The sequence below is a fragment of the Streptomyces dangxiongensis genome (assembly GCF_003675325.1).
Classification (GTDB): Bacteria; Actinomycetota; Actinomycetes; order Streptomycetales; family Streptomycetaceae; genus Streptomyces; species Streptomyces dangxiongensis.
Map to the genome: position 1 here is coordinate 2,012,305 of NZ_CP033073.1, position 26,212 is coordinate 2,038,516.

The following is a 26,212-nucleotide window of genomic DNA, read 5'->3' on the forward strand; positions in this document are numbered from 1 at the left end:
CGCCGGGCGCGGCCCGGTCAGACGGCCCCGGCCCCGGTCAGCGAGCGCACCTCCGTCTCCGCGTACTTGGCCTCGTCCGCGACCTCGTCCGAGGTGACCGTGCCCAGCCAGCCGGCGAGGAAGCCGAGCGGGATGGAGACGATGCCCGGGTTCTCCAGCGGGAAGTACTGGAAGTCGACGTCCGGGAACAGGGAACCCGGACTGCCGGACACCACCGGGGAGAGCAGCACGAGCCCGATCGCCGGGAACAGCCCGCCGTACACCGCCCACACCGCGCCGCGCGTGGTGAAGCCCCGCCAGAACAACGAGTAGAGCAGGGCCGGCAGGTTCGCCGACGCGGCCACCGCGAAGGCGAGACCCACCAGGAAGGCGACGTTGAGATCGCGGGCCAGCAGACCGAGTGCGATCGCCACGACACCGACACCGACCGCCGCCCACCGGGCGACCGTCACCTCGCTGCGCGGGGCACTGCGGTGCGGTCGGCGCAGCGAGGCGTAGAGGTCGTGGGCGACCGAGGCCGAGGAGGCGAGCGTGATGCCGGCGACCACCGCGAGGATGGTGGCGAAGGCGACGGCGGCGACGATCGCGAGCAGCACCGTACCGCCGGTGGAGCCGGCTCCACCGCCCAGGTCGAGTGCGAGGAGGGGCACCGCCGTGTTTCCCGCCGCGTTCGAACCGAGCACGGCCTGCGGCCCCACCACCGCCGCCGCTCCGAACCCGAGGACGATCGTCATCAGGTAGAAACTTCCGATCAGGCCGATGGACCATACGACGGAGCGGCGGGCCGCCCGCGCCGTCGGCACGGTGTAGAAGCGGGACAGGATGTGCGGCAGGCCCGCCGTGCCCAGCACCAGCGCGATTCCCAGGCTGATGAAGTCGAGACGGGCGGTCCAGTCCCCGCCGTACTTCAGGCCCGGCGCCAGGAACGCCTTCCCGTGCCCGCTGCGCTCCGCCGCCGTGAGCAGCAACTGGTCGACGTCGCCGTGGAACCGCACGAGAACGAGCACGGTCAGCGTGACCGTCCCGCCGAGCAGCAGGACCGCCTTCACGATCTGGATCCAGGTGGTGGCCCGCATCCCTCCCAGCGACACGTAGATCACCATGAGCGCGCCGACACCGATGACCGTCCAGGCCTGGGCGGCGCCGCTGGTCCGCCCCAGCAGCAGCGCCACCAGGCTGCCGGCGCCCACCATCTGTGCCACCAGGTAGAGAACGGACACCGTGACCGAGGAAGTTCCCGCGGCGATCCGCACCGGCCGCTCGTTCATCCGCGCGGCCACCACGTCGGCCAGGGTGAACCGTCCGCAGTTACGCACGAGTTCGGCCACCAGGAACAGCACGACCAGCCACGCCACGAGGAACCCGACCCCGTACAGCAGCCCGTCGTACCCGTACAGCGCGATGAGCCCGCTGATCCCGAGGAAGGAGGCCGCCGACATGTAGTCGCCCGCGATGGCGAACCCGTTCTCCATCGGGGAGAACAACCGCCCGGCCGACGTAGAACTCCTCCGCCGAACCGTGCCGCTTGCGGCTCACCCAGGTCGTGATCCCGAGGGTGACGGCCACGAAGCCGCTGAACAGCAGCAGGGCCAAAGTCTGATGGTCACCGGTCACAAGGCACCCCTCCGCACTCCGCGGGTCAGCTCCTGGGTGTCCCAGCGCAGTTCCAGCGCGGCCCGGTCCCGGCGCAGCCGCGCGTGCCGGGCATAGGCCCAGGTCAGCAGAAAAGTGGTGAGGAACTGTCCGAGCCCCGCCAGCATGCCCACGTTCACGGCCCCCACCACGGGTCGGGCCATGAGCCGGGGCGCGGTCGTCGCGGCGATCACGTACGCCACGTACCAGGCGAGGAAGGCGCTGGCCCCCGGCACCACGAAGCGGCGGTACCTGCCGCGCACCTCCTGGAACGCCGCGCTGCGCTGGACCTCGACGTACACGTCCCGGGCACGTACCGCCGCCGCGTCCGGCTCCCGGCGAGCGGGCGGCACGGACGGCGCCGGCCTGCCGGTGCCGTCCAGTTCACCCCAGCCCGAGGCCGGCGCGTCGTACCAGGGGTCTGCATACGTCCCCTCACGGGCGGGCGCGCCATGGTCTTGCTGGTTCCCGGCCGAACTGTCGGGACCGTCCCCGACTCCGCAGGAGCGACCTTTACTTGACTGCATGCCCAAGCATGGACAGACCGGGAGCATCCGCGACTCTTCTTCTCCGGACTCTTCACCCCATCAGGTGATTCATCCGATAGATGGCCGCACGAGTCCTTTGCTATAGGCGTACCGCACCGCCTGCGCCCGGTCTTTGAGGCCCGTCTTGGCGAAGAGGTTGTTGATGTGGGTCTTCACGGTCGCGGTCGACACATGCAGCCGTCGGGCGATCTCCTGGTTGCTGAGGCCTTCGGCGATCAGCACCAGGACCTCGCACTCACGTGTGGTCAGCCCATCGGGTGCCCCGGCGGGCGCGGGCGCCGGCGCGGGCTCCGGCTGCGAGAGCCGTTCCAGCAGCCGGCGCTGGACACTCGGCGACAGTCCCGCGTCCCCCGACAGCACGCTCTGCACGGCACGGACGATCTCGTCCCCGCCTGCGTCCTTGGTCAGGTACCCGCGGGCACCGGCCGAGAGGGCGGGGAAGAGGGACTCGTCGTCCGCGTAGGTGGTGAGCACCACGACCTGGGTGCCGGGGTACTGCGCCCGGATCCGCCGGGTGGCCTCCACTCCGTCGCATCGGGGCATCCTGAGATCCATCAGGACGACGTCCGGGGAGAGTTCCCCGACCAGCCGCACCGCCTCCTCGCCGTCCCCAGCCGCGCCGATGACCTCCACACCGGGCAGCAGCCCGAGCAGCATCACGATGCCCTCCCGGACCACGGTCTGGTCGTCGGCGACCACCACCCGTGCCGGCTTCTTCCGCCCCTCCGTCTCCGTCATACGGGCACCTTCAGCGTCACCATGAACCCCTCCTCGTCCGGTCCCGCGTCCAGCGAACCGCCCATCAGCTCGGCACGCTCGCGCATGCCCAGCAGACCGTACCCACCTCCGGCTGCGCCGAGTTCGCCCGGCTGTCCGCCCGAGTCCCGCACGTGGAGCGCCACCTCCTGCTCCCTGTAGTCGAGCCGTACCCGGACCTTGGCGCCGCGGGCGTGCTTGCGGACGTTCGTCAGCGCCTCCTGAGCGACCCGCCGTACCGCCTGGGACGCCTCGGCCGTCAGTGGTCTGCGCTCACCCGTGACGGTGACCTCGGCGCCGTCGGCCGCACCGACGAGTTCGGTGAGGAAGTCCTCCAGCGGGGTCAGCTCGCCCCGCAGCGCGGACAGCGCCTGCCGCGTCTCGGAGAGGCCGTCGCGCGCCATTCCCCGGGCGGCCACCACCCGCTCCAGGATCCGCTCGCGGTCCGCGCCGTTCTCGATCAGCAGCCGGGCCGCCTCCAGATGCACCAGCTGCGCCGAGAGGCTGTGGGCCAGCACGTCGTGGATCTCCCGTGCGATGCGGGCCCGCTCGGCCAGTGCGGCGGACTCGGCCTCGGCCGCGCGTGCGGCCCGCTCCTGAGCGAGCAGCCGCTGCGCATGGCCTCGCGCTTCGGCGTCCAGCCGCAGGACGTATCCGGCCAGGGCCATGCCCGCCACGGTGGCGGCCGTGGTCAGCCAGACGTCGTTGGTGAACGCGGAGTACGAGGCCAGTGCCACCGAGGTCACGGGAACGGCGGCCCCGAACGGCAGCCGCTCCAGCGCGGCGACCCCGCAGCCGCAACAGATCACGAGGGCGGGTCCTGTGAACCCGGTGGCCTCGGCGGCGACCGCGATGCACAGGAGCACGGCCATGAGCGCGAGGGACCGCACCAACCGGTGCTCGTAGGTGGTCGTGAGGAAGGCCCAGGAGACGGGAGCGGCGAGGAAGATCGCCCCCGCTGCCGCGAGTGATCCCCAGACGCCGACGTGCTTCTGACTGAAGGCAGCCCACAGGAGCATGGCGAGGACGAGCAGCCTGACAGCCCAGGCGAGCAGGCGACCGGGCATGGTGGTGCCCGCTCGGCCGAGCGCTTCGCGCGACGGCCAGCGTGTCCAGGCGTTGTCCGTCACACCCGCTCCTTCCACGCCGAACGCTCGTCGTCACCGTACGCCCGGGCGGGACGGCCGACGGCACCGAGCGACTGGGTCCGCCAGGCGAGGACCCCGCCGCGGACCAGCAGGGTGCCGGCGAGGCCGAGCATCAGGGCGGAGCTGTCCTGGTGCAGGCCGAGCGTGGCGCCGAGGGCGAAGAGCCCGGCGCGCAGAGCTATGCCGACGCCCCACACGGCGACGCTCGCCTTCGTGCTTCTGGTCCAGACCGCCCCGTCGGGGGCTGTCCAGATGCGGGTGGTCCAGCCCCAGCCCGCGCCGGTGGCCAGCCCGATGAACAGGTCTACCGCGAGCAGGCCAGCGGACTCCGCGCGGTGATGGGCGTCGAGGATTCCGGGCTCGCCCAGGGCGACGACGGCCAGAACCACGGGCAGCAGCCACCAGCGCCGGTCCGTGTCGCCGGAACTGCCGCGCGATCACCATGCCGACAACGGCCACGATCACCAGCGCATTGACGAGCCCGGACATCGGTGCCCCCCTGACCGAGAAGGTGGTGCCGGAAGCGAGTGCTGCCGACGCCTTCGAAGTTACGGAAAGGAGCAGGTCACGGGATCGGAGCCAGGGTGGATCACGGGTGGAACCTCGGAACGGCCCGTCTCCACCCCTGGGTGGAGAAACCGTCCGGGTCGGCTGGAGCGACGGCTCCGGGTGACCGGAGGGACCCGAGGCGGTCCGGGGTTCGGGGTGCCCCGAGTGACCCAAGGCGGTCCGGGATGACGGGATGGGTGCGCCACGGCACCACCGGGCGAGCTGTCGGACTGGAATGGCCCCTCTCGCCGGTCGGCCGACCGGCCGACCGGCGAGGGTGGCCAGGTGAGACGGAGCCGTGCGAGACGGGCCGCCGACCCGCCAGCGGAGCTGGACTGCCATTGATCAGCGGAAACGCGCCGCAGGTGATCGTGAGACATCACGCCCGGCCGACCGGCCGACCGGCGAGGGTCACTCCTCCGAGCCGTTCCTCCGCGCCGTCCGCGCGTGCCCTTCATCTGAGCCGTCCCCCGGGTCGTCCGCCCGGGAGGCAGCGGTCGGACACCGGTGCAGGGCGGTGGCGTCCGCCTTCCGTCGCCACCGCCCCTGCACCGCCGACCCCGTACCGCCTTCCCCGGCGCACCCACCGCCTACACGCACAGCCCCCCTGGCCCGGGGCACCCCGCCGGACCGAGCCCGGCGCAGCGGTCACGCGTCGATGCGGGACCGGTCGAGCGTCGCCGCCGAGCTGGAGATGAACTCCTTGCGGGGCGCCACGTCGTTGCCCATCAGCAGGTCGAAGACCTGTTCGGCGGCGTCCAGGTCGGCCAGGTTGATGCGGCGCAGGGTGCGATGGCGCGGGTCCATCGTGGTCTCGGCCAGCTGGTCGGCGTCCATCTCGCCCAGACCCTTGTAGCGCTGGATGGTGTCCTTGTACCTGATCCCCTTGCTCTGGAACTCCATGAGCGTGTCCCGCAGCTCGCGGTCGGAGTACGTGTAGACGTACTTGTCCTGCCCCTTCTTCGGCTGGATCAGCTCGATGCGGTGCAGCGGCGGCACCGCGGCGAAGACCCGGCCCGCCTCGACCATGGGCCGCATGTAGCGCTGGAACAGCGTGAGCAGCAGGCACCGGATGTGGGAACCGTCCACGTCGGCGTCGGTCATCATGATGATCTTGCCGTAGCGGGCCTGGTCGATGTCGAACGTGCGGCCCGAGCCCGCTCCTATGACCTGGATGATCGCGCCGCACTCGGCGTTCTTGAGCATGTCGGTCACGGACGAGCGCTGCACGTTGAGGATCTTGCCGCGGATGGGCAGCAGCGCCTGGAACTCGGAGTTCCGTGCCAGCTTGGCCGTGCCGAGCGCGGAGTCGCCCTCGACGATGAACAGCTCGCTGCGGTCGACGTCGTCGCTGCGGCAGTCGGCGAGCTTGGCCGGCAGGGACGACGATTCCAGGGCGGTCTTCCGGCGCTGGGCGTCCTTGTGCTGGCGGGCCGCGACACGGGTGCGGGCGGCGGCGACGACCTTCTCCATCACCACCCGGGCCTGCGCGGCGGCGTCCCGCTTGGTGGAGGTCAGGAACGCCTTCAGTTCCTTGGAGATCACGTTGAAGACGATGCGGCGGGCCGCCGAGGTGCCGAGCACCTCCTTGGTCTGGCCCTCGAACTGCGGCTCGGCCAGACGCACAGTGACGACCGCGGTCAGGCCCTCCAGCGCGTCGTCCTTGACGATGTCGTCCTCGGCAACGCGCAGCAGCTTCTTGGCGCGCAGCATCTCGTTCATCGTCTTGGCGATGGCCTGTTCGAAACCGGCCACGTGGGTGCCGCCCTTGGGGGTGGCGATGATGTTGACGAAGGAGCGCAGGGTGGTGTCGTAGCCCGTGCCCCAGCGCAGCGCCACGTCCACGCCCAGCTCGCGCGTGACCTCGGTGGGCGTCATCTGGCCGTGCTCGTCCAGGACCGGGACGGTCTCCTTGAAGCTGCCCTGGCCCGAGAAGCGGAGGATGTCGCAGACCGGCTTGTCGCTCGCCAGGTACTCGCAGAACTCGCTGATGCCGCCGTCGAAGCGGAAGGACTCCTCGCCCTTGCTGCCGCCGTCGCCCAGGCCGAACTCGTCGCGGACGACGATGGTCAGGCCGGGGACCAGGAACGCGGTCTGCCGGGCGCGCTGGTGGAGGTTCTCCAGGGAGAGCTTGGCGTCCTTGAGGAAGATCTGCCGGTCGGCCCAGTAACGCACGCGCGTGCCGTTACGGGCCTTGGGGATCTTCTTGGTCTTGCGCAGGCCGCTCCTGGCCTCGAACTTCGCGTCCGCGCCGGCGGAGACGAAGGCGCCGGGCACGCCACGCCGGAAGCTGATGGCGTGGGTGTGGCCGCCGCGGTCGACCTCGACGTCGAGACGGGCGGAGAGCGCGTTGACCACGGAGGCGCCGACGCCGTGCAAGCCGCCGGAGGCGGCGTAGGAGCCGCCGCCGAACTTGCCGCCCGCGTGAAGCTTGGTCATGACGACCTCGACACCGGACAGGCCCGTCTTCGGCTCCAGGTCCACGGGGATACCGCGGCCGTTGTCACGCACCTCCACCGAGCCGTCGTCGTGGAGGATCACCTCGATGTGGTCGCAGTAACCACCGAGGGCCTCGTCCACGGAGTTGTCGATGATCTCCCAGAGGCAGTGCATCAGACCACGGCTGTCGGTCGAGCCGATGTACATGCCCGGGCGTTTGCGCACGGCTTCCAGGCCCTCGAGGACGAGCAGGTGCCGCGCGGTGTAGTTGGAACCGTCCCGGTCTGCTGCTGCCAGCAGCGCTGTGGACGGCACGGACGTATCGGCGGTCACGCGGTTCGCTCCTCGCTGAATTTCAGGTGACCCCCTTTTGGGTAAGGGGGCGGCTTCGGTCGCCGCTCAGAGGGTACCGAGGCCTGGTAGAGCCGGTGTAACGCCACCCTCGTCGGGATCTCAGACTAGACCAGACTCGTATGAGTGTTCGATCCCTCGATTGAGTGAAGTACACATCACGTTCCCTTGGAGGCATGAACCATTTAGGCTCCGGGCACGTCCTCATGAACAACCGGCAACCCGGCCGGGAGGACCGAGACCGCAAGACAGCGCGAACCCGTACGCACCCAGAGACGCACTACGGCACATTCGCCGCCAACCGGCAGCAGTCAGCCGCCCCCGGAAAGTTTTTTCGAGGAAAAGCCACGAGCGGGAACGTTTTCGGGCTGGTTGGATGTTGACCCTGGTACGACAGCTCGTCGAGCTAGAGAAGAGGCGACGTGACTACTGTTCTGACCCCCGCGAGCCCGCTGACGGCCGCCGATCGCTGCGACCGCTGCGGCGCCCAGGCATACCTGCGCGTCGTCCTGCTGAGCGGCGGAGAACTGCTCTTCTGCGCCCACCACGGTCGCAAGTTCGAGCCGGAACTCAAGAAGATCGCCGCTGAGATACAGGACGAGACGGAGCGGCTGACGTCCGTTCCGGACACCTCTTCCGAAGAAGAGCGCTGAATCTCGCACACACGACGAGCCAGCCCCGGCACAGGCCGGTGAACGGGCGGCTGCTCCTCCCCCCGGAGCGGCCGCCCGTCCTCATGCTCTCCCGCAGGCGCTCACGAGCGCCGCTAAGGCCCTTCCGTGGCCCCTGGGGTCGATTGCAGCGCTTGCGCGACCTCCGAGACCCGCGCGTAGACACCGGGCCTCCCCGGCCGCCCACAGCCGCTTCCCCATGACACGAGGCCGATCAACCGCCCTCCGGCCACCAGAGGCCCACCACTGTCCCCCTGGCAGCCGTCCGGCCCCCCGGCGACCTCGCCGGCACACAGCATGGTGGCCGCCCGGTAGGTGCCCTCCGGTCCACCGGGATAGGCCCGGGCGCACGAGTCGTCGGGCAGTACGTGCACGCGTGCGGCGCGCAGCCGGCGCGCGTAGTCTCCCCCGCCGGTCGTGTCGCCCCAGCCGGACACGAAAGCCTCGGTGCCCGGTGTGTAGGCGGGGTCGTCCGCAGGTGCCATGGCGACGACCGCGCTCTGGGGCAGTTCCCCGGCGAGGGTGACGAACGCGAAGTCACCTGAGTTCGTCGTGGCCTCGTACGAGGGATCGATCCGGACGTCTCGTACGGCGATCTCCCGGCCCTCGCCCGACAGCAGGTCCGTGCGGCCCGCGATGATGCGAAGATCACGCACCCGGCTCGGTGGCGCCCCGAGGGCATCCTCGGTCAGGCAGTGGGCCGCGGTGAGCACGAGGCTGCGGGCTATGGCCACGCCACCGCAGAACTGGCCCGCCCGCGTACCTCCGAACCGGTCACGACTGGCCAGCGCCACCGTCCACGGGGCCTGGGAGACATCTATCGGGAAGCCCCCGACCACCACGCCGCCGGCCACGGCAGGGACGGCAGTCACCAGGGGTATACCGGTCATGGCGGCCGCCAGGGCGAGCGGCCGGATCAGTGCCCGGGCGTGGGAACTGCGCATGAGACTCCTCACTCTGGGATGCTGCTGGGACACCCAGAGTCAGCCACCGGCCCACCGCGCGCAGCACGAAGGCCCGCCCTCCGCGAGGAGGCCGGGCCTTCGCCGTCGTACGACCGCGACCTAGTCGAGGTAGTCGCGCAGCACCTGGGAACGGGACGGGTGTCGCAGCTTGGACATGGTCTTGGACTCGATCTGGCGGATGCGTTCACGCGTCACGCCGTAGACCTTGCCGATCTCGTCGAGGGTCTTGGGCTGACCGTCGGTGAGACCGAAGCGCATGGAGACGACGCCGGCCTCGCGCTCGGACAGCGTGTCCAGGACGGAGTGCAGCTGCTCCTGGAGGAGCGTGAAGCTGACCGCGTCGGCCGGGACGACGGCCTCGGAGTCCTCGATGAGGTCACCGAACTCGCTGTCGCCGTCCTCGCCGAGGGGGGTGTGCAGCGAGATGGGCTCGCGGCCGTACTTCTGGACCTCGATGACCTTCTCCGGGGTCATGTCGAGTTCCTTGGCCAGCTCCTCCGGAGTGGGCTCGCGGCCCAGGTCCTGGAGCATCTGGCGCTGCACGCGCGCGAGCTTGTTGATGACCTCGACCATGTGCACCGGGATACGGATGGTGCGGGCCTGGTCGGCCATGGCGCGGGTGATCGCCTGACGGATCCACCAAGTGGCGTAGGTGGAGAACTTGTAGCCCTTGGTGTAGTCGAACTTCTCGACCGCGCGGATCAGACCGAGGTTGCCCTCCTGGATGAGGTCCAGGAAGAGCATGCCGCGGCCGGTGTAGCGCTTGGCCAGGGAGACCACCAGACGGAGGTTGGCCTCCAGGAGGTGATTCTTGGCGCGGCGGCCGTCCTCGGCGATGATCTCCAGCTCGCGCTTGAGCTTCGGGGCGAGCTTGTCGGCGTTGGCCAGCTTGTCCTCGGCGAACAGACCCGCCTCGATGCGCTTGGCCAGCTCGACCTCCTGCTCGGCGTTGAGCAGGGGGACCTTGCCGATCTGCTTCAGGTAGTCCTTGACGGGGTCGGCCGTGGCGCCGGCCGCGGCGACCTGCTGCGCGGGCGCGTCGTCCTCGTCCTCGTCGGACAGGACGAAGCCGGCGCTCTCGGTGCCCTCGGGCTCGTCGGCGACCTTGGTGTCCTCGAGGACCTCCTCCTCGAGGATCTCGACGTCGTCCTTCTTGGCCGTGGTCTTCTTGGCGGCCGTCTTCTTCGCGACGGCCTTCTTGGCGACCGTCTTCTTCGCGGTCACCTTCTTGGCGGCCGCGGCCTTCTTGGCGGGTGCGGCTTCCTCGGGGGAATCGGCCTCTGCCGGAGCGGCGGGCGCCGCGGGGGCCGCCGCGGTGGCGGTGGCCTTCCTCGTGGTCACCGGCTTCGCCGCGACCGTCTTGGTGGCGGTGCGCTTGGCCGGACTCTTCGCTGCGACGCTCTTGCGGGTGCGCTTGGGCTCTGCGGCACTGACCATCAGCGTCACACCCTCTTCCTCAAGGATCTGGTTGAGGCTGCGCAGTACGTTCTTCCACTGAGTGGCCGGAATCTGGTCAGCTTCGAAGGCCCGACGCACATCGTCGCCGGCGATCTGCCCCTCAGCCTTTCCCCGCTCAATGAGCGCCATGACAGAGACGGACTCGGCGATCTCCGGCGGGAGCGTACGGGATGTGCTGGCCGACACGAACAACCTCTCGGAACGTTGGAAAACGGCTTCCGGCGCCGTCCACTACGGACAGGAGCCGACCACCGGCCTGGGGATCGGCCGACGGCGCGGGCGGGGGCCGGGAGGATGCACAGCGCCTGTCTACGGCGCCTGTATTCCCTCCGCGGCTGTCACCTCTTAGGTCATCGCGCTGTCTCCGCGAGCGTTACGCCCAATCTGCGTGGCCCGAGTCACACCCCGTAAGCAGTCAAAAGCGATCAAATATTGAAATAAGTGATAGTTAGTGAAGTTCCGCCGGGCCGCACTCGCGGCCGTGGCGGCCCGTCGTAGCTCCGGGCCCCGCCACGCTCTCGGACCCCGCCGGACTCCAGAAGGTCCGGCAGGGTCCGGCAACGGCCGGCACCCGGGCCTGGTGCCATCGCGAGCACCACAGGGACGCCGCACACCGGCGACCGCACCGCGTTCGTCGCGGGGTCAGTGCTCGCGCGGGGCCGGAACCACGCGCTCCACCTCCGGGTGGATCGTGAGCAACTGGCGCATGGCCGCCTCCGCCGCCGTACTGTCCCCGGCGCCGAGCGCATCGACGATCCGCGCGTGCTGCGCGAGGGACGCCTCGTTCGGCCGGTCACACCCGGTGACCGGTCCGCCGGACACCTGGAGGGCCGCCGAGACGATGCCGGAGAGGTGCTCCAGCATGCGGTTGCCGGCGATCTGGATGAGCATCGCGTGGAACTCGGTGTCGGCGCGCGAGTAGGTGAGCGCGTCACCCTGAGCCATGGCGTGGCTCATGATCTCGACCATGTCGCACAGGCGCTGCTGCACCTCCTCGCGGCCGTGCCCGGCGGCGAGGCGGGCGGCGAGCGGCTCGATCGTCCAGCGCAGCTCGCTCAGCTCCCGGCGCTGGTCGTCGCGCTGGGGCCCGAACGCCCGCCACTCGATGATGTCCGGGTCGAGGAGGTTCCAGTCGCTGACGGGACGCACGCGCGTGCCGACGTTCGGGCGGGCGCTGACCAGGCCCTTGGCCTCGAGGACGCGGAGGGACTCGCGGACGACGGTACGGGAGACCTCGAACCGCTGGCCGATCTCCTCGGGCACCAGCGGTCGGTCCGCGCCCAGGTCGCCGGAGACGATCATCTGGCCGAGCTGCTGGACCAGTTGGCCGTGCAGTCCGCGTCCGCGGCTGCCCCCGGCCCGTCGGCCGACGCGGCCCAGCTCGGGATCCCCGCCGTCCCAGGTGGGCATGCCGACGCGGTCGGCCATCGGCGCCTCGGAGTAGGGGTAGCGGTCGAATCCGCCCGGGCCGGCCAGACCAGAGTCTGCGGAGCGGGCGGCGGTCATCATGGTGTGCGCAAGGGTACTCACGGATCTTTTGTCGGCGCTCTCCTCAACTCCCTTGAGGTCTTTGGTGAAAAGCACACGAAAGGGTGATCGCTCACCCCGTCGCAATTGACGCCTTATCGGAAAGAAATGAGCTTTCTGCGGGGAGTTGTGGGCACAGTGGGGCCAGGAGTGTACGAGCGGCCGTCACCGGAACCTGGTCCGCAGGGTCGTGAACAGGTACGTGCACAGCAGAGTCGTGAGGGACAACGTGAGTGCGCCGCCGACGGGTTGGGCGACGACGCGCGCGGCGGCGAGCAGATACCGCTCCCCTCCGAAGGGCCACTGCAGCAGGAGGACCTGCCGCATCCGCACCGGGAAGCCCGCCGCCATCCTGACGGCGGGGTCCCGCATCACCTCGTGCACGACGGGGACGACCAGGACAGGTACGGAGAGTACGGCGGCCAGGCCGGCCGACGCCGACCGGAACACACCCGCCGCGAGCACACCGGCCCAGGCGCACCCGGTGACCAGCCCGAACCAACTCACGGTGAGCGAAAGCCAGTCCGTGGGAACTTGTGTCAGCTCCCGTCCGTAGACGACGTAGAGCACTTCGGCGTCACAGCCCACGGTGAGGAGGGCGAGCAGCGCCGCGGTCGCTCCGGACACGAGCAGTTTCGCGGTCAGCAGGCCCAGCCGGCGGGGCACGGTGCCGCGGTCCGCCGCCAGGGCGGGGTGGCGGAACTCGTCCCCGAAGGCCAGCGCGCCGAGCAGTCCGGCCGCGAGCGCCGCGGGTGGCAGCGGCAGTTGCCGCGGCCATGCGGCGAACAGCCTCGCCTGCGGGGGTGTGGCCGAGGCGCGCCAGGAGTACGGCGGTGAGTGCGGACACCAGCAGCGCAATGCCGCAGGTGAGGAAGCCGGTGCCGATTCCGGCGGCGCGCCGGACCTCGTAGCGCAGGGGGCGCAGGGGGCTGGGGGCGGGGCGGACGGAGATGGGGGGCGGGAGGGGGGGCAGGGTGGTGAGCGTGCGCACAGCGTCGGGGCGGGTCGTGCGGCCGGCCTGCGGCTGCCTGGCCCCGGGGAGCCGGGTGCGGGTGCCGGTGGCGCCCTCCGCGCGTGTGCTGGTGGTGCCGGGCTGCGGTCCGGATGCCGTATCGACCCCGCCGGGGCCGGCGCCGGGCGTGGCCGTCGGATCGGCGGACCGGCCGGCGGCGGTTCGCGCGCGAAGCTCGCCGGTCCCCCCGCCGGAGGCTCGCTCGTCATCCGGTGTGCGCCGACACCATGTGCCGCGTCGTCGGCCGAGGAGGACGCGGCGGCCGGTGACACGCTCGGGTCCGTTGCGTCCGGGCGGGACTCCGTGCGGTCCGGCACGGGCCGATGGTCGAACGCTTCGCCGGTCACGGATGGTCCGCCGACGGCGGCCCGCGCCCGCTCCGACGCCGGGGAACCGGGCAGCATCGGCGCCTCGTCGGGGGCGCAGAGACGGGCTGCGGCCCGCTCCGCTTCCGGCGCCGACGGGTCGTCCGCGCTGTGCTCCCGCTGCCCCGACAGGTGGCCGGAGGGTGTCGTGCCCCGGCTTCCCGACGGCAGAGCCGGCACCGGGGAGCGTCGCACCGACGTGGGCCGGTCACGACGGGGTTCGGCTGCTCCCGGGTCGATCGCCGCGGTGTCCGGCTCCGTCGCCGACTCCGCACAGCGTGGCTCGACGGCCGGGGCGTCGGGCACGGCGATGTCCGGCTGCGCGGCGTGCGCAGACGCGACAGGCGACTCGTCCACGGTCGGGCTCGGGTCTTCCGGAGAGGCCTCGGACGCGTCCGAGGCGGCCTGCTTCGCGTCGGCCCGCTCCTCCGACGGTGCGTCCGGCTCGGTCTGCCCGGACTCGGCGGACGGCATGCCGTCGCCGCTCCCGGCACCGGCACCCGGCCCCATGTCGCCTACCTCGTCAGCGAGTTGGTGAACGAGGATGCCGTGACGGAACGCGATCTCGCCGACGTCGGCGGTCGTACTGCCGTACACCGAGAGGCGGTTGCCGCCCTCACGTACGACTTCGAAGGAGCGGCGGGCAGTGCGGGCCTCCTTGGAGAGGAGAGCCGCGAGACGTGCGGCGTGGGGGGTGCGGACGGCAACGCGCGGGCGCAGCCGGGTACGGGCGAACTCTCGTGCCTCCTGGTCGGCGACGAGTCTGCCGTCGTCGAGGGTGACGACCCGGTCGGCGGTGCGCGCGGCCTCTTTCGGTTCGGCCGTGGTGAAGAGCACCGTGCCGCCCTGGGCGGCGTGGGCCCGCAGCATGCTGTGCAGCCACTCGGCCTCGCGGGCGGAGAGGCCGTCGGTGGGTTCGTCCAGGACTAGCGTGTGGGGGTCGGGCAGCAGTGCGCAGGCCAGGCCGAGTCTGCGGTCCATGCCGCGGGACAGCGTGCCGAGGCGTTCCTCCCGGAGGCTGACGAGGCCGACCACTTCGAGGACCTCGTCCGCTCGCCGTGCGGGGACTCCGGCGGCCGCGCACAGCATGCGCAGATGGCCGCGTACCGAGCGGGCCGGATGGCCCGGTACGTCTCCGAGGAGCACGCCGACCTCCCGCGACGGATGTGCGATCCGGTGCAGAGGGCGACCTCTGAAGTAGGTGATGCCGCGCCCGTGCTGGAGTTCGAGCATCAGTTTCAGCGCCGTGGTCTTGCCCGCACCGGCGCCACCGAGGAGCGCGGTGACGTGCCCGGCGCGCGCCTCGAAGGAAAGGTCGTCAAGGGCGGGCGGGTGCGCCTTGCGGGAGTCGCTGGTCAGTCCGAAGGCCTGGATCACCTACAGCAAGATAGCGCGAGATGTCCGTTTTTTAGGTATAAGACGCTTTGCGGCAAGCTGCCGTGTGCCCTTAACCCGCCGATGTCCGCCGTTCGATGCAGCCGTGACTCGGTGCGACGGCTGGTGCGCCGGTCACCCGACGGGCTCGCCGCCCCGCGTCTCACACCTCGGGGCGCAGCATCGGCGGGTTGAGCAGCGTGGCGCCACCGGCCCGGAAGAGCTGGGCGGGCCTGCCGCCCTGCCGGGTGGTCGTACCGCCCGTGGGGACGAGGAAGCCGGGGGTGCCGGTGACCTTGCGGTGGAAGTTGCGCGGGTCGAGAGCCACGCCCCACACCGCCTCGTACACCCGACGCAGCTCCCCCACGGTGAACTCGGGCGGGCAGAACGCGGTGGCCAGTGACGAGTACTCGATCTTGGAGCGGGCCCGTTCCACCCCGTCGGCGAGGATCTGGGCGTGGTCGAAGGCGAGTGGTGCCACGGACTCGCCGTCACGGCCGTGACCCCCCTGCTGGAGCAGTTCGTCGACCGGTGCCCAGCGCGCGTTGCTCGCGTCACCTCCGGCACGCGGTGCGGGCAGGTCGGGCGCGAGCGCGAGATGCGCCACGCTGACCACGCGCATACGCGGGTCCCGCTCGGGGTCGCCGTAGGTGGCGAGCTGCTCGAGATGGGCGCCGTTGTCCTGCACCGGGACCGAGGGGTCGTGGGCGCACAGCCCTGTCTCTTCCGCCAGCTCGCGCGCCGCCGCCTGGGACAGGTCCTCATCGGCCCGTACGAAGCCCCCCGGCAGCGCCCAGCGCCCCTGGAAGGGAGGCTCACCCCTGCGTACCGCCAGCGCGCACAGGGCGTGGCGGCGCACGGTCAGCACGACCAGGTCCACGGTGACAGCGAAAGGCGGAAAGGCTGACGGGTCGTAGGGCATGCCGCGATCATAGTCGTCTTCCTGACGATAAACACTCCCTTCGTCAACCACGACGATGGTGGTTCCGCACGGTTCCGGTACGGCTCACAGGGTGGTCCGGATCGTCGGCCGACCGCGTCGCACCAGATCCCGGGGAAGTCACGATCCCAATCGGAGTCCGTCCGCGGCCTCCTCCACCATGGCGAGTCCCAGTCGGCTGATCCGTACGGCGAAGGGTGCGCCCGCGACACGCAGCCCCGCGAGGCTGAGCTCGCCGAGCGGCGCGCTTCGAAGGGGGCGCAGGGCGACCGTCCGGGCGGGTACGTCGGGGCGGATACCCGCGAGAGCGGTGAGCACGAGGACCACTGCGGCAGCGGCGGTGGCCGCCGGCCGGCAGGCCGCGGGATGCGGGAGGGGTGCGCTGCCGGCGGAGCGCTGTTCGCCGGCGAACATCTCGGGCAGCCGGTGGCCGAAGTGTTCCGCCGCTCCGAGCAGTCCTCTCAGCAGGCCGCCGGCTTCCTTCTCATAGCCGGCCACAGCCAGTCCCGCGACGGCGAGTGCGCTCTCCTGGACCCGCACGGCCCCCGTCCGGTGGCCGAACGGGTTGTGTCCCGCCTCCTTGGTGCCGAGTCCCCGAAGTCCCCAGCCCGTGTCCATCGCGGGGGTGCCGAGCAACCGGGCGAGGTGTTCGGTGCGCGCCTTGTCCAGCAGGCCCGGCGCCGGCCGGCCGGCGCCGAGCAGGCCGGTGTCGAGGAGGTGGACCGTGGTGGCGGCCAGGTGGGGAACGGGCCGGCCGTCGGCTGCCAGGGCCGCGGCCGGGCGTCCGCCTCCGCGGTCCTCGATCCAGAAATCGGCCCGGAAGGCCGTTCGCAGGTTCTGGGCCCACTGCCGTAACTCCGTGGCGCCCGGTCTGCCGAAGGCTTCGAGGAGGTCGGCACCGAGCAGGGCTGCGCGGTGCGCGTGGGCCTGGGTCTCGCAACGGGCCGGGCCTGCCGGGTACGGGTCGGCGAGGTAGGTTCCGTCGCCGGTGGCGGTCCGCAGCCAGGTCAGGCAGTGTTCCGCCGCGGGCAGCAGTTCCCTCGTCTCCTGCTCGGGGAGCCCCCAGCGGCGGGCCTCCGCGAGCAGGACGGGGAAAAGCAGGGTCGCTTCCGTTCCCGTGCAGCTCGGCGGGAGGTGCGGGCCCGCGTCGCGTCGCGGGCCGGGGATCATGCCGGCTCCAGGGCCTGGCCCCGTGAGCTGGGTACGGGCCAGGCTGCGCAGTGTGCCCGCGGCGAGCCGGGTGCCCAGGGGCAGGGCCATGCGGGCGGCGGCGAGTGCATCGGCCGGGGCCATTCCACAGCGCCAGGGCGCACCTGCCGCGAGGTAGGTGTCGGAGGGGTGTGCGGGATCGCGCAACAGCAGGGCGTGGAGGTCGGCGATCGCCGTGTGCAGCAGAGGGGCCACCCGGGGGTCGTCGCCTGCCGCCTGCGCGGCGGCGAGGGGGCTGGTCGCGGCCTGGCCCGCCGGGCGCAGCGTGCCTGCGCCCGCCGGCCGGATCCTCAGCTCCACGGTCACCGTCTCGCCCGGTGGCAGTTCCGCTTCCCAGCGCAGCAGCCCGGCTGACGCCAGGGCGTCCGAGGGCGGTGGGTCGGCGGTGACGCAGGCGGCGGCGTCTGCGGTGGCCCAGCGCAGGCCCGAGTCGTGCACGGTGGCCGTGAGTTCGGGTCCTGCCGCGCCGGAGGCGATGGCGCCGAGTTCCGCCAGGTCGGTGCCGAGGGCGACCTCGACAGGCAGGCGCAGTGGACGCAGGCCAACGTTGCGGAAGGTGATCCGTTCGGTTCCGTCGGCATTGCGTGCCCGTTCGACCACGACGTCCGGGTCGGGGCCCGCAACCGGGGAGACGCGCAACGTGCCCACGAAGCGGGCAGAGTCGGCACCGGTCATCCTGGCCTGTACCGGCAGCGGTTCACGTCCCGCCACACGGACCTGGCACCGGGAGAGCAGGCGCCTGCCGCCTCGGTAGAACCCGTCCAGTCCCCGACCGGCGAGCTGTCCCGGCTCACCGGAGATGGCGAGGCCGGGCAGGGCCACGCAGATGAACGCGTCGTGCGTGGGCGGCAGTCCGGGCACGAAGCGGCTGCCCGGGGCTGTACCTGCGGGTGGAGTCGCGGCGGGTCGGCGGGGTCGGTCCGGGACGGGGGACGGCCGGTCCGGCGAGTCGGCAAGGGGGGTTGTGGGCGGCCGCAGTGGGCGCCCGATGGGCTCGGGTGCGGCGGGGGCGCCGCCGTGTGTGGGGAACGACCCGTGCCTGCCCCGGTCCTGATCTTGACCGACGGCGGAGGGCGGAGATGGCTGCGACGGCTGCTGGTGCATGCGGTGGCTTCTTCTGCGCTCGGTGCGCCTCGGACGCGCTGGGCGGCCGAGGGGCCGCCCCGGGGGACAGGGAGGGTGCGGCGGCAGGACCCGTCCAGGCGTTCCGCCACTCAGGTGAACGGGAGGGAACTCGTGCGGGTCACGGCTCGGCTGGAAGAAGCCGACCGAATGGCGGCGTGAGCGGGGGGAGAAGGCGGGCGTTCCTGCGGTCCTCGCCGTGCCCCACCGGCGGGGGGCGGGACGGGGCCGGGGGCAGAGCCGGCGCGGTCTGTGGTACCCGGCCGAACCGGACGGCCAGGTAGGCCAGGACCGCGAAGAGGACCGGGAGCGTGCCACCGCCGCCACGGCACCACACGGACGGCACCGGATGCCCGCGGGGGGCCTGTCCCGAAACCTCTGGGCATCCGCTGCGCGGCGTGAACATCGCCGGGCGCCGGTCAGACCGCGTGGACACGGTCGGACGCCCGATGACGCTACCGCTGGACGCCCGTGACACTGGCGGGACATCCCTGGACAACAGTCGTACGGTGCCGACACGGCCGGGTGCTTGAGGGCACCTTCGGGCGTCGCCGTGCCCATCCCCGCCCGCGGACGTGTTGCGCCTCGTGCGAACACCGGCGGAGAGCCGTTGCGATGCGGGGGCGCCATCTCGTCGGATGGAGTTGCCGCCGCACCGCTGCGCCCCTGTGGCGCTCGCCGGACACCGCCGTTCCTCCCGGGCGTGGGCTCGTCACCACGGGCCGGCCGCGTGCGGCGTCTTCCCCGTTCCCTGCCGGCGCGGCCACGCCTCTCCTACCGGAGTCGCGTACCGGGCCGCCCCCGTACCGGCCGGTGTTCATCCGTCGACCTCGGGCTCGGGGCGCCCGCTTTCCGACGGGCTCCCACTGGTCGCGGCGTCACCAGTGCCCGCTGCCCGCGTGCGTGTGGCGCTCGGGGTGCGGGTGCCGGGCCGAGTGGGTCCGGGAGCGAACGAACGGGGACGGGAGCCGACCGGCCGGCGTCGGCCAGCGGTGCCCCCTGTTGCGTGACGGCTGTCCTCACCGGACGCGGATCGAGCGCGACGCCGGCGGTGCGTACCTGCCCGAGGGCTGGGTGCGGCCTCTTCGGCGTCCGCCGGTGCGCTCGCCGCGAGCCGGGGCGCCGGGGTCTGCGAAGGCTCGGTGGGAGCGGTGGGCGACGCAGGGGCCGCTTGCTCCGTGGTCTCCGCCGGGTCCGCTTCCGCCTCCGTCGATGTGCGTCCCCGGCTCTCCGCGCGCAGGCAGCGGCGGATCGACTCGGGGTCGAGTCCTTCGTTGCAGGCCTGGTGCAGCAGGCGGGCGAAGAGGTAGTCGGGGTCGGCTCCCAGTGCCATGGCCAGCGCCTCCCGCGCCTCCAGTTCGTCGCCCGTCGACCAGGCGACCCAGCCGGCGAGGGTCAGGGGAGCGGCGGCGTGCTCGCCATAGGGCCCGACGCAGCGGCGGGCCAGTGCGCGCCAGAGCCGGAGAGCCGGACCGGCCTCCTCCCCCTCCATCCAGGCGGCGGCCTGGTCCCGGGTCGTGCGGTCCTGGAGCCCGAGGATCAGCATCGCCGCCTCGTCGTCTCCCAGAAGGTCGTCGTCGCGCACGTCCGCCGGATGCGTGCCCGAGACCGGCGCCGCCGCGGCGTAGCGGCGGATGATCCGCTCGGCGAGGTCCAAGGTCTCCTGCGCGACGACCGGGCGGGTCGTCTCGTCCAGGATCCGGGGCACCAGGGTCATGCCGGCCGTGTCCAGGGCGATCTCCTGCTCCAGCGCCGCGGTGGTCTCCCAGGGCTGCAGCCGGACGTGCAACTCCCTGAGGGTGCCGCGCACCTGGAGGCCGGCGTAGGTGGCCGCGGCGGCCAGCACGGAGGTGCCGGGCAGGCCCATCGGTGAGCCGTCCTCGGGGCAGCAGTCCTCGACCGCGCAGCAGTACGACCAGAAGCGGCCGTCCGAGATGCACAGTGCCTCGATGACCGGCACGTCGAGGCTGCCGCACTCGGTGCGCAGCAGATGGGCCAGCCGGCCGAGTCGTCGTTTCACGTCCCGGCCGGACTCTCCGGGGCCGGGCTCCTGGCAGACGTAGGCCACCATGCGCTCGGGCCGGGCGCCGCGCCGCTCGCTGCCGGTGACCAACCCGCGGGCCAGCTGCCGTGCGGCGGCCTCCCAGTCCTCCTCGTGTCCGGGGATGCCGAGCCGGGCCCGGCCGCCGAACCTGCCCCGGCCCGCGTGATCGTGCAGGGCGACCAGCACCATGCTGTCCTCCGGGCGGTACCCCAGCAGGTAGGGCAGGGCGTCGGCCAGCTCCGCCGGGGTGCGCAGAGTGACCTGCGCGGTCTGGTCGGCCGGCCCGGTGAACGGTTCCTGACGCGGGATTCCGCTGTTTTCGAAGGGTCCGGTCGTTTCGCTGTGATTCGTCATGCGCCGACGATCTCGCGGTTTCTGAGATTCCGCTTGAGCCTGTGGATAAGTCGAATCAGGGACACGACAAGATCACTGTCGTTGTCCACAGTCTCGGCCGGGGCCGCCCGTTTGTCGGTCCCGTCCTGTTGTATGGGACGCATGGAGCACACGAGCAACGCGGATCTCCGGGCAGAGGCGGACGCCGTCCTCGCCCGGCTCGTCGGGAATGCCTCGGGCGCCGCCCGGCTGCGCGAGGACCAGTGGCGGGCGATCGAGGCGCTGGTCGCCGACAAGCGCCGGGCCCTGGTCGTGCAGCGCACGGGATGGGGCAAGTCCGCGGTGTACTTCGTGGCCACCTCACTGCTGCGGGCCAGAGGAAGCGGGCCCACGGTGATCGTCTCGCCCCTGCTCGCGCTCATGCGCAACCAGGTGGAGGCCGCGGCCCGGGCCGGCATCCACGCCCGGACCATCAACTCCGCCAACACCGAGGAGTGGGAGGACGTCCAGGCCGAGATCGCGGCCGGTGGCGTCGATGTGTTGCTCGTCTCGCCGGAGCGGTTGAACAACCCGGACTTCCGTGACCAGGTCCTGCCCAAGCTGTCCGCGGCCACCGGCCTGCTGGTCGTGGACGAGGCCCACTGCATCTCCGACTGGGGTCACGACTTCCGCCCCGACTACCGCCGCCTGCGCACCATGCTCGGCGACCTCCCGCCCGGCGTCCCCGTGCTGGCCACCACGGCCACGGCCAACGCGCGGGTGACCGCGGACGTCGCCGAGCAGCTCGGCACGGGCGGTGCGTCGGACGCGCTGGTGCTGCGCGGCCCCCTCGATCGGGAGAGCCTGCGCCTGGCCGTGCTGCCGCTCCCGGACGCCGCGCACCGGATGGCCTGGCTCGCCGACCATCTCGACGAGCTGCCGGGCTCCGGCATCATCTACACGCTCACCGTCGCCGCGGCCGAGGAGGTCACCGCCTTCCTGCGACAGCGCGGGCACACTGTCGCCTCCTACACGGGCAAGACGGAGAACGCCGACCGGCAGCAGGCCGAGGACGACCTGCTGGCCAACCGCGTCAAGGCCCTGGTCGCCACGTCTGCGCTCGGCATGGGCTTCGACAAGCCCGATCTCGGTTTCGTCGTCCATCTCGGCTCGCCCTCCTCCCCCATCGCCTACTACCAGCAGGTCGGCCGAGCCGGCCGCGGTGTGGAGAACGCGGAGGTCCTGCTGCTCCCGGGCAAGGAGGATGAGGCGATCTGGGAGTACTTCGCCTCGCTGGCCTTCCCCTCCGAGGAACTGGTCCGGCGCACCCTGGACGTCCTCGGCCGGGCCGGGGGACCCCTGTCGCTGCCCGCCCTGGAACCCCTGGTCGAGCTGCGCCGCTCACGCCTGGAGACCATGCTCAAAGTGCTCGACGTGGACGGGGCGGTGCACCGGGTCAAGGGCGGCTGGATCGCCACCGGACAGCCATGGTCGTACGACTCCGAGCGCTACGCGTGGGTGGCCCGGCAGCGCGCGGCCGAGCAGCAGGCGATGCGTGAGTACGCGGCCACCACCGAGTGCCGGATGGAGTTCCTTCAGCGCCAGTTGGACGACGAGGGCGCCAAACCCTGTGGCCGCTGCGACAACTGCGCGGGACCGCGCTTCACCGCCGGCCTGTCCACGACGGCCCTGGACGCCGCACGGAGCGACCTGGGCCGTGCCGGAGTGGAGGTGGAGCCCCGCCGGATGTGGCCGACCGGGCTCCCGGCCATCGGCATCAACCTCAAGGGGCGCATCCCGGCCGGTGAGCAGGCCTCGCCGGGGCGGGCCCTGGGACGTCTGTCGGACATCGGCTGGGGCAACCGGCTGCGTCCGCTGTTCGCGCCCCAGACCCCGGACGCCGATGTCCCGGACGACGTGGCGCGAGCCGTGGTCGACGTGCTGGCCGACTGGGCCAGAGGGCCCGGCGGCTGGGCCTCCGGTGCGCCCGATGCCCTGCCCCGGCCGGTGGGCGTGGTCACCGTCGCCTCGCGCAGCCGGCCGCGGCTGGTCCACTCGCTGGGCGTACGGATCGCGGAGATCGGCCGGCTCCCCCTGCTCGGCGCGGTGGAGTACGACGGGGGCGTGACCCGGATGCCGCGCAGCAACAGTGCCCAGCGATTGAAGGTGCTCGACGGGGCGTTGACGGTGCCGCCCACCCTCGTGTCGGCACTCGCCGAGGCTCACGGCCCGGTGCTGCTGATCGACGACTTCACGGAGACGGGCTGGACCATGGCGGTCGCGGCGCGCCTGCTCAGGAAGTCCGGTGCGCAGGGGGTGCTGCCGCTCGTCCTCGCCGTCCAGGGCTGACCACCCGGCCGCCCGCCGCAGGCCGGCCGGTCGGAGGTGGGCGCCTCAGGCGTCGACGGTCTCGCCTTTGGGTAGGGATATAAGCCACGCACCAGCAGATAACAGTCGGTGGTCCCAATTGCTCGTTGCCGCATCCAAGTTCGACAGGAAGAATTGAGGTCCGCTCCCCGCACGGCTCGTCCGTGATCAGGCTGGGCTCCCCTGCGGTGCGCGCTCCCCTTGAATCCGACCTCGCCCGCAGTATGGGCGCGTAGCCGAAGGGAGGAACGTGACCTTCGGATTCGCCTCGTCCTCGGCGGCCTCTTTGTCGACGTCCGCTTCCGCCAGCCGCCTGCTCGAGCCGGCGGAGTGGGCCGCCGCAGGAATTCCTCTGCTGCGCAACCCCCGTGAGGTCGTCAGCGGGCTGCATGCCCGCCATCACCCGAAGCCGTCCACGGCGATCGTGGCGGTTCTCGATCCGGACGAGCGGTTGCGTGCCAGCGCCTCGTTCACGCGTCGTCCGGCCCCGGCCGACGGCTGGATGTTCCGCAACGCCCTGCTCGCCCAACTGCGCCGGGTGATCCCGCACGACCTGCGCCGCCGCACTCCCGTACGTACGGCCGTGCTCCTCTACTGCCGTGAGGGGGACGGGCGTTGGACGGAGGAGGACGGCGCGTGGATGTGGGGGCTGCGCGATGCCTGCACACTGCACGGGCTGCGCTGCGGGGCGTACATCACGCTGACACAGGACGGCTGGCATGTGCTCGGCGAGGGACGTGGCGGGCGCCACCCTCACGCGCACTCGGCACCGGAACCCTTCGCGACATCGGAGGCCCCGCCGCTCGTGCCACGCACCGGCGGACCCGTGTCCGAGGTTCTGCGCCGCGCCGCGGCCCGCTGAACGGCGCTAGTCCGGGCGGGACTTCGGCGGTGCTACGGCCGGCGGTGACCGACGGGCACTGCCAGCGGGAAGACCCGCCGGTGGCGGCGTGCGGACGAGGCCGGCGAGCGGCGCCGTGAGACAAGGCCCGACCACCGGCCCCGACCACCACTGGCAACCGGGCGCGGATCGTCCTGGGTCGGCCATGGAGCCGGGGCCACACACCGCCACGGCGACTTGATCAGCCGGCCGGCACGGCAGTTCGGTCCACCCCTACGGTTTCCCGGAGAGCCGCCCGGCGAGGGGTTCGGCCGTCGCCCGTCACCGGGTATGCCGAAAGCCGCACCGTGCGGATCCCGCCGGAGCGGCTCCTCCGGCACCTCGGTTCCCCGCGGTGCCGGACGCGACTCAGACGCCGGCGCCCAGCACCGAGTTGATCGTCTGCGGGTCGCCGCAGACGATCAGCAGGGCACCGGCCCGCGAATGGGCGAGCGGCAGGGCGGAGCCAGCGGCGGGGCCGGGACCTCCGTTGACGGCCACGACGACCACCGGACGGGTCGCGGCACGGGAGGCGACGGCGGCGTCCGCGTAGAAGACGTCGTCGCCGGCATCGTGCTGCGCCCAGTAGGACGCTTCGCCGAAGGACAGCTCGTGCTCGGCCCACGGGTGCTGGGCACCGGTGGTGACCACGAGCACGTCACCGGGGGCGCGGCCCGAGTCCAGGAGCAGGTCCACCGCCTCGTCGGCGGCGTCGAGCGCACCCTCGGGCGAAGCCGGGATCAGCTTAATCTGCGGGTCGGCCGCAGCGGCGGCGGGAACGGCCGGACCGGACGGGACCGGCTTGGCCGGAGTCATGTCACGCGGCGTGCGCTGCACCGGCGGCGTGGGCCGCAGAGGGCCGGGACGACCGGGGCGGGACGGAGCCGCGGGACGGGGGCCGGGTACGGGGCGGGGGGTCGGCGCGGTACGGCCACTGGCCGGAGTGGCGCGGGGACCCTGGGCACTCTCGTGAATCTGAGGCTCCTCGGGAATGAGAGGCATGAGCTGATTTTTATCAAACATTCGTGGGGCGCGGATGACCGGGTGGCACATCAGTGCCAGCGGAACCGTCAGAAATCGAAGCCGAGCTGACCCTCGATTTCCGGAACGCCTCCGTCCGCCCAGCTACGGACCTTCTTGAGGTGCCGCCACTGAGGCAACGCATCAAGATACGCCCATGACAAACGGTGGTGCGGGGTGGGCCCCCGCTCCGCCAGTGCGGCCTTGTGCACGGGCGACGGATACCCGGCGTTGTCCGCGAATCCGAAGTCTGCATGGTCGACGGCCAGTTCGGCCATCATTTTGTCGCGCTGAACCTTGGCGATCACCGACGCGGCCGCGACGGCCACGCACGACCGGTCCCCCTTGATCACCGTGCGGACCTTCCAGGGAGCGCCGAGGTAGTCGTGCTTCCCGTCGAGGATGACGGCGTCGGGACGGACCGGCAGAGCGTCCAGGGCGCGGACCGCGGCGAGCCGCAGCGCGGCCGTCATCCCCAGGTCGTCGATCTCCTCGGGGGAAGCATGCCCCAGCGCATAGGCGGTCACCCATGTCCGGAGGATCTCCGCGAGTTGCGTACGTCGCCTGATCGTCAGCAGCTTGGAGTCGGTCAGCCCCTCGGGCGGCCGACGGAGACCGGTGATCGCCGCGCAGACGGTGACGGGCCCGGCCCAGGCGCCGCGTCCCACCTCGTCGACACCGGCAATGACCTTCGCTCCGGTCGTGGCGCGCAGGGAGCGCTCGACGGTGTGTGTAGGTGGTTCGTACGGCATGGCGCCCTTAGCGTACGCCGCCGGGATCGCCGCGCGACACCCCAGTCCGCCCGTCGCGCGCGGTGACCGCCGAGGCGGGAGATCAGACTCCCTGGGGGCGCAGCAGCGGAAGCATCAACTGGTCGACCATCTCCCCGAGATCCTGATCACTCCATTCGCTTGCGCACATCTTTGACCGATACATCATCATGGCCGGGATGGCATCGAAGACGTATCCGTTGGCCGCGTCGGAGCGAACCTCTCCTCGCTCTATGCCACGAGTGATGACCGCACAGAGGAGCTTGACGGTCGGCTCCACCACGCTCCCCACGATCACCCCCTCGAAGCGCTCCGCTTGCAGTTGATCGCATTCGTGAATGACCGAACGGATTGCGACCCCGGGGCGCGAGAACATGATCTGCCGTACCTGCCGACACAGCGTGAGCAGGTCCTCGCGGATGCTTCCGAGGTCGGGGGCCTCCTCCAGCCGGGGCAGCCCGGCCACCAGCGCGTCGGCGACCAGATCCTCCTTGGACGGCCAGCGGCGGTAGACCGCGGCCTTGCCCGTCTGGGCCTCGGCCGCGACTCCCTCCATGGTCAGCCCCTTCCAGCCGACCGTGCTCAGCTGCTCCAGTGCGGCGTCGAGGATCGCGCGCTCCAGCACCGCGCCGCGCCGACGAGGGGAAGCCGTGCGATCGGGCGCGGCCGTCCAGCGCGAGGTAGCCATCTGTATTTCTCCAGCATGCAAAGGGAAGCGGGGATTCCGGGAGCGGCGGGTGCGCGTCACGGCAA

At 71.7% G+C, this 26,212-nt stretch carries 17 protein-coding genes and 2 pseudogenes; 3 read left to right on the forward strand and 16 right to left on the reverse strand.

The genetic code is table 11. The features are described from left to right. Positions 1-17 precede the first annotated feature (17 nt). The 6 genes and pseudogenes from D9753_RS08910 to D9753_RS08935 form a co-directional block, all read right to left on the reverse strand. A pseudogene (locus D9753_RS08910) lies at positions 18-1,614 on the reverse strand (solute symporter family protein). Then, entirely contained in the window at positions 1,611-2,159 is a 549-nt protein-coding gene (locus D9753_RS08915) for a DUF485 domain-containing protein (protein ID WP_163010660.1), read from the reverse strand. Before D9753_RS08915 ends, D9753_RS08910 begins: the two are co-directional and overlap by 4 nt. A gap of 69 nt (positions 2,160-2,228) precedes the next feature. Further along, entirely contained in the window at positions 2,229-2,918 is a 690-nt protein-coding gene (locus D9753_RS08920; protein ID WP_121786517.1) for a response regulator transcription factor, read from the reverse strand. Then, the gene (locus D9753_RS08925) at positions 2,915-4,066 is read right to left on the reverse strand and encodes a sensor histidine kinase (RefSeq protein ID WP_163010661.1); all 1,152 of its coding nucleotides are present in this window, start codon (positions 4,064-4,066) and stop codon (positions 2,915-2,917) included. Before D9753_RS08925 ends, D9753_RS08920 begins: the two co-directional genes overlap by 4 nt. Beyond that, positions 4,063-4,573: pseudogene (locus tag D9753_RS08930) on the reverse strand (DUF1453 domain-containing protein). Before D9753_RS08930 ends, D9753_RS08925 begins: the two are co-directional and overlap by 4 nt. Positions 4,574-5,281: 708 nt before the next feature. Further along, positions 5,282-7,405, reverse strand: coding sequence for a DNA gyrase/topoisomerase IV subunit B (locus D9753_RS08935; protein WP_121786518.1), 2,124 nt, complete (start codon positions 7,403-7,405; stop codon positions 5,282-5,284). 440 nt (positions 7,406-7,845) lie between these two features. Between D9753_RS08935 and D9753_RS08940 the strand changes: the two genes are divergently transcribed. Beyond that, positions 7,846-8,076, forward strand: a complete 231-nt coding sequence (locus D9753_RS08940) for a DUF7455 domain-containing protein (RefSeq protein ID WP_121786519.1) — start codon at positions 7,846-7,848, stop codon at positions 8,074-8,076. Between the two features lie 113 nt (positions 8,077-8,189). Here D9753_RS08940 and D9753_RS08945 read toward each other — a convergent pair whose 3' ends face one another. The 7 genes from D9753_RS08945 to D9753_RS08975 form a co-directional block, all read right to left on the reverse strand. Continuing rightward, positions 8,190-9,038 (reverse strand): serine protease, encoded by an 849-nt coding sequence (locus D9753_RS08945; protein ID WP_121786520.1) that lies wholly within the window; start codon positions 9,036-9,038, stop codon positions 8,190-8,192. Between the two features lie 120 nt (positions 9,039-9,158). Beyond that, positions 9,159-10,703 carry an RNA polymerase sigma factor gene (locus D9753_RS08950; protein WP_121790984.1) on the reverse strand — a complete coding sequence of 515 codons (1,545 nt, stop codon included), beginning with the start codon at positions 10,701-10,703 and terminating at the stop codon, positions 9,159-9,161. A 456-nt stretch (positions 10,704-11,159) separates the two neighbouring features. After that, positions 11,160-12,047: a FadR/GntR family transcriptional regulator gene (locus D9753_RS08955; RefSeq protein ID WP_121786521.1), complete on the reverse strand. Its 888-nt coding sequence runs from the start codon at positions 12,045-12,047 to the stop codon at positions 11,160-11,162. Positions 12,048-12,209: 162 nt separating this feature from the next. Then, entirely contained in the window at positions 12,210-14,798 is a 2,589-nt protein-coding gene (locus tag D9753_RS08960) for an ATP-binding cassette domain-containing protein (protein ID WP_240468090.1), read from the reverse strand. A 160-nt stretch (positions 14,799-14,958) separates the two neighbouring features. Beyond that, the gene (locus D9753_RS08965; RefSeq protein WP_121786522.1) at positions 14,959-15,717 is read right to left on the reverse strand and encodes an NUDIX hydrolase; all 759 of its coding nucleotides are present in this window, start codon (positions 15,715-15,717) and stop codon (positions 14,959-14,961) included. 138 nt (positions 15,718-15,855) lie between these two features. After that, the gene (locus tag D9753_RS08970; RefSeq protein WP_121786523.1) at positions 15,856-17,805 is read right to left on the reverse strand and encodes a glycogen debranching N-terminal domain-containing protein; all 1,950 of its coding nucleotides are present in this window, start codon (positions 17,803-17,805) and stop codon (positions 15,856-15,858) included. 1,078 nt (positions 17,806-18,883) lie between these two features. Further along, entirely contained in the window at positions 18,884-20,464 is a 1,581-nt protein-coding gene (locus D9753_RS08975; RefSeq protein WP_121786524.1) for a DUF4192 domain-containing protein, read from the reverse strand. Between the two features lie 141 nt (positions 20,465-20,605). On the opposite strand from D9753_RS08975, the gene D9753_RS08980 reads away from it, so the two are divergent. Together D9753_RS08980 and D9753_RS08985 are read left to right on the forward strand one after the other, a co-directional pair. After that, on the forward strand, positions 20,606-22,771 hold the full coding sequence (locus D9753_RS08980; RefSeq protein ID WP_121786525.1) for a RecQ family ATP-dependent DNA helicase: 2,166 nt from the start codon (positions 20,606-20,608) through the stop codon (positions 22,769-22,771). Positions 22,772-23,039: 268 nt separating this feature from the next. Next, on the forward strand, positions 23,040-23,651 hold the full coding sequence (locus tag D9753_RS08985) for a hypothetical protein (RefSeq protein WP_121786526.1): 612 nt from the start codon (positions 23,040-23,042) through the stop codon (positions 23,649-23,651). Positions 23,652-24,038: 387 nt separating this feature from the next. On the opposite strand, the gene D9753_RS08990 is transcribed toward D9753_RS08985, so the two are convergent. From D9753_RS08990 to D9753_RS09000, 3 genes are all read right to left on the reverse strand, one after another. Next, a complete protein-coding gene (locus D9753_RS08990) occupies positions 24,039-24,671 on the reverse strand; it encodes a hypothetical protein (protein WP_121786527.1) in 633 nt (210 codons plus the stop codon). Between the two features lie 68 nt (positions 24,672-24,739). Next, complete coding sequence (locus D9753_RS08995; RefSeq protein ID WP_121786528.1) at positions 24,740-25,441, reverse strand: ribonuclease HII; 702 nt, start codon at positions 25,439-25,441, stop codon at positions 24,740-24,742. Between the two features lie 82 nt (positions 25,442-25,523). Next, positions 25,524-26,147: a TetR/AcrR family transcriptional regulator gene (locus D9753_RS09000; protein WP_121786529.1), complete on the reverse strand. Its 624-nt coding sequence runs from the start codon at positions 26,145-26,147 to the stop codon at positions 25,524-25,526. Positions 26,148-26,212: the final 65 nt, after the last annotated feature.

Bases quoted from the DNA above. Each gene is read 5' to 3' on its own strand.
- D9753_RS08915 (WP_163010660.1), bottom strand. From the start codon at position 2,159: ATGCAGTCAAGTAAAGGTCGCTCCTGCGGAGTCGGGGACGGTCCCGAC.
- D9753_RS08920 (WP_121786517.1), bottom strand. From the start codon at position 2,918: ATGACGGAGACGGAGGGGCGGAAGAAGCCGGCACGGGTGGTGGTCGCC.
- D9753_RS08945 (WP_121786520.1), bottom strand. From the start codon at position 9,038: ATGCGCAGTTCCCACGCCCGGGCACTGATCCGGCCGCTCGCCCTGGCG.
- D9753_RS08965 (WP_121786522.1), bottom strand. From the start codon at position 15,717: ATGCCCTACGACCCGTCAGCCTTTCCGCCTTTCGCTGTCACCGTGGAC.
- D9753_RS08975 (WP_121786524.1), bottom strand. From the start codon at position 20,464: ATGACGAATCACAGCGAAACGACCGGACCCTTCGAAAACAGCGGAATC.
- D9753_RS08980 (WP_121786525.1), top strand. From the start codon at position 20,606: ATGGAGCACACGAGCAACGCGGATCTCCGGGCAGAGGCGGACGCCGTC.
- D9753_RS08990 (WP_121786527.1), bottom strand. From the start codon at position 24,671: ATGCCTCTCATTCCCGAGGAGCCTCAGATTCACGAGAGTGCCCAGGGT.
- D9753_RS08995 (WP_121786528.1), bottom strand. From the start codon at position 25,441: ATGCCGTACGAACCACCTACACACACCGTCGAGCGCTCCCTGCGCGCC.
- D9753_RS09000 (WP_121786529.1), bottom strand. From the start codon at position 26,147: ATGGCTACCTCGCGCTGGACGGCCGCGCCCGATCGCACGGCTTCCCCT.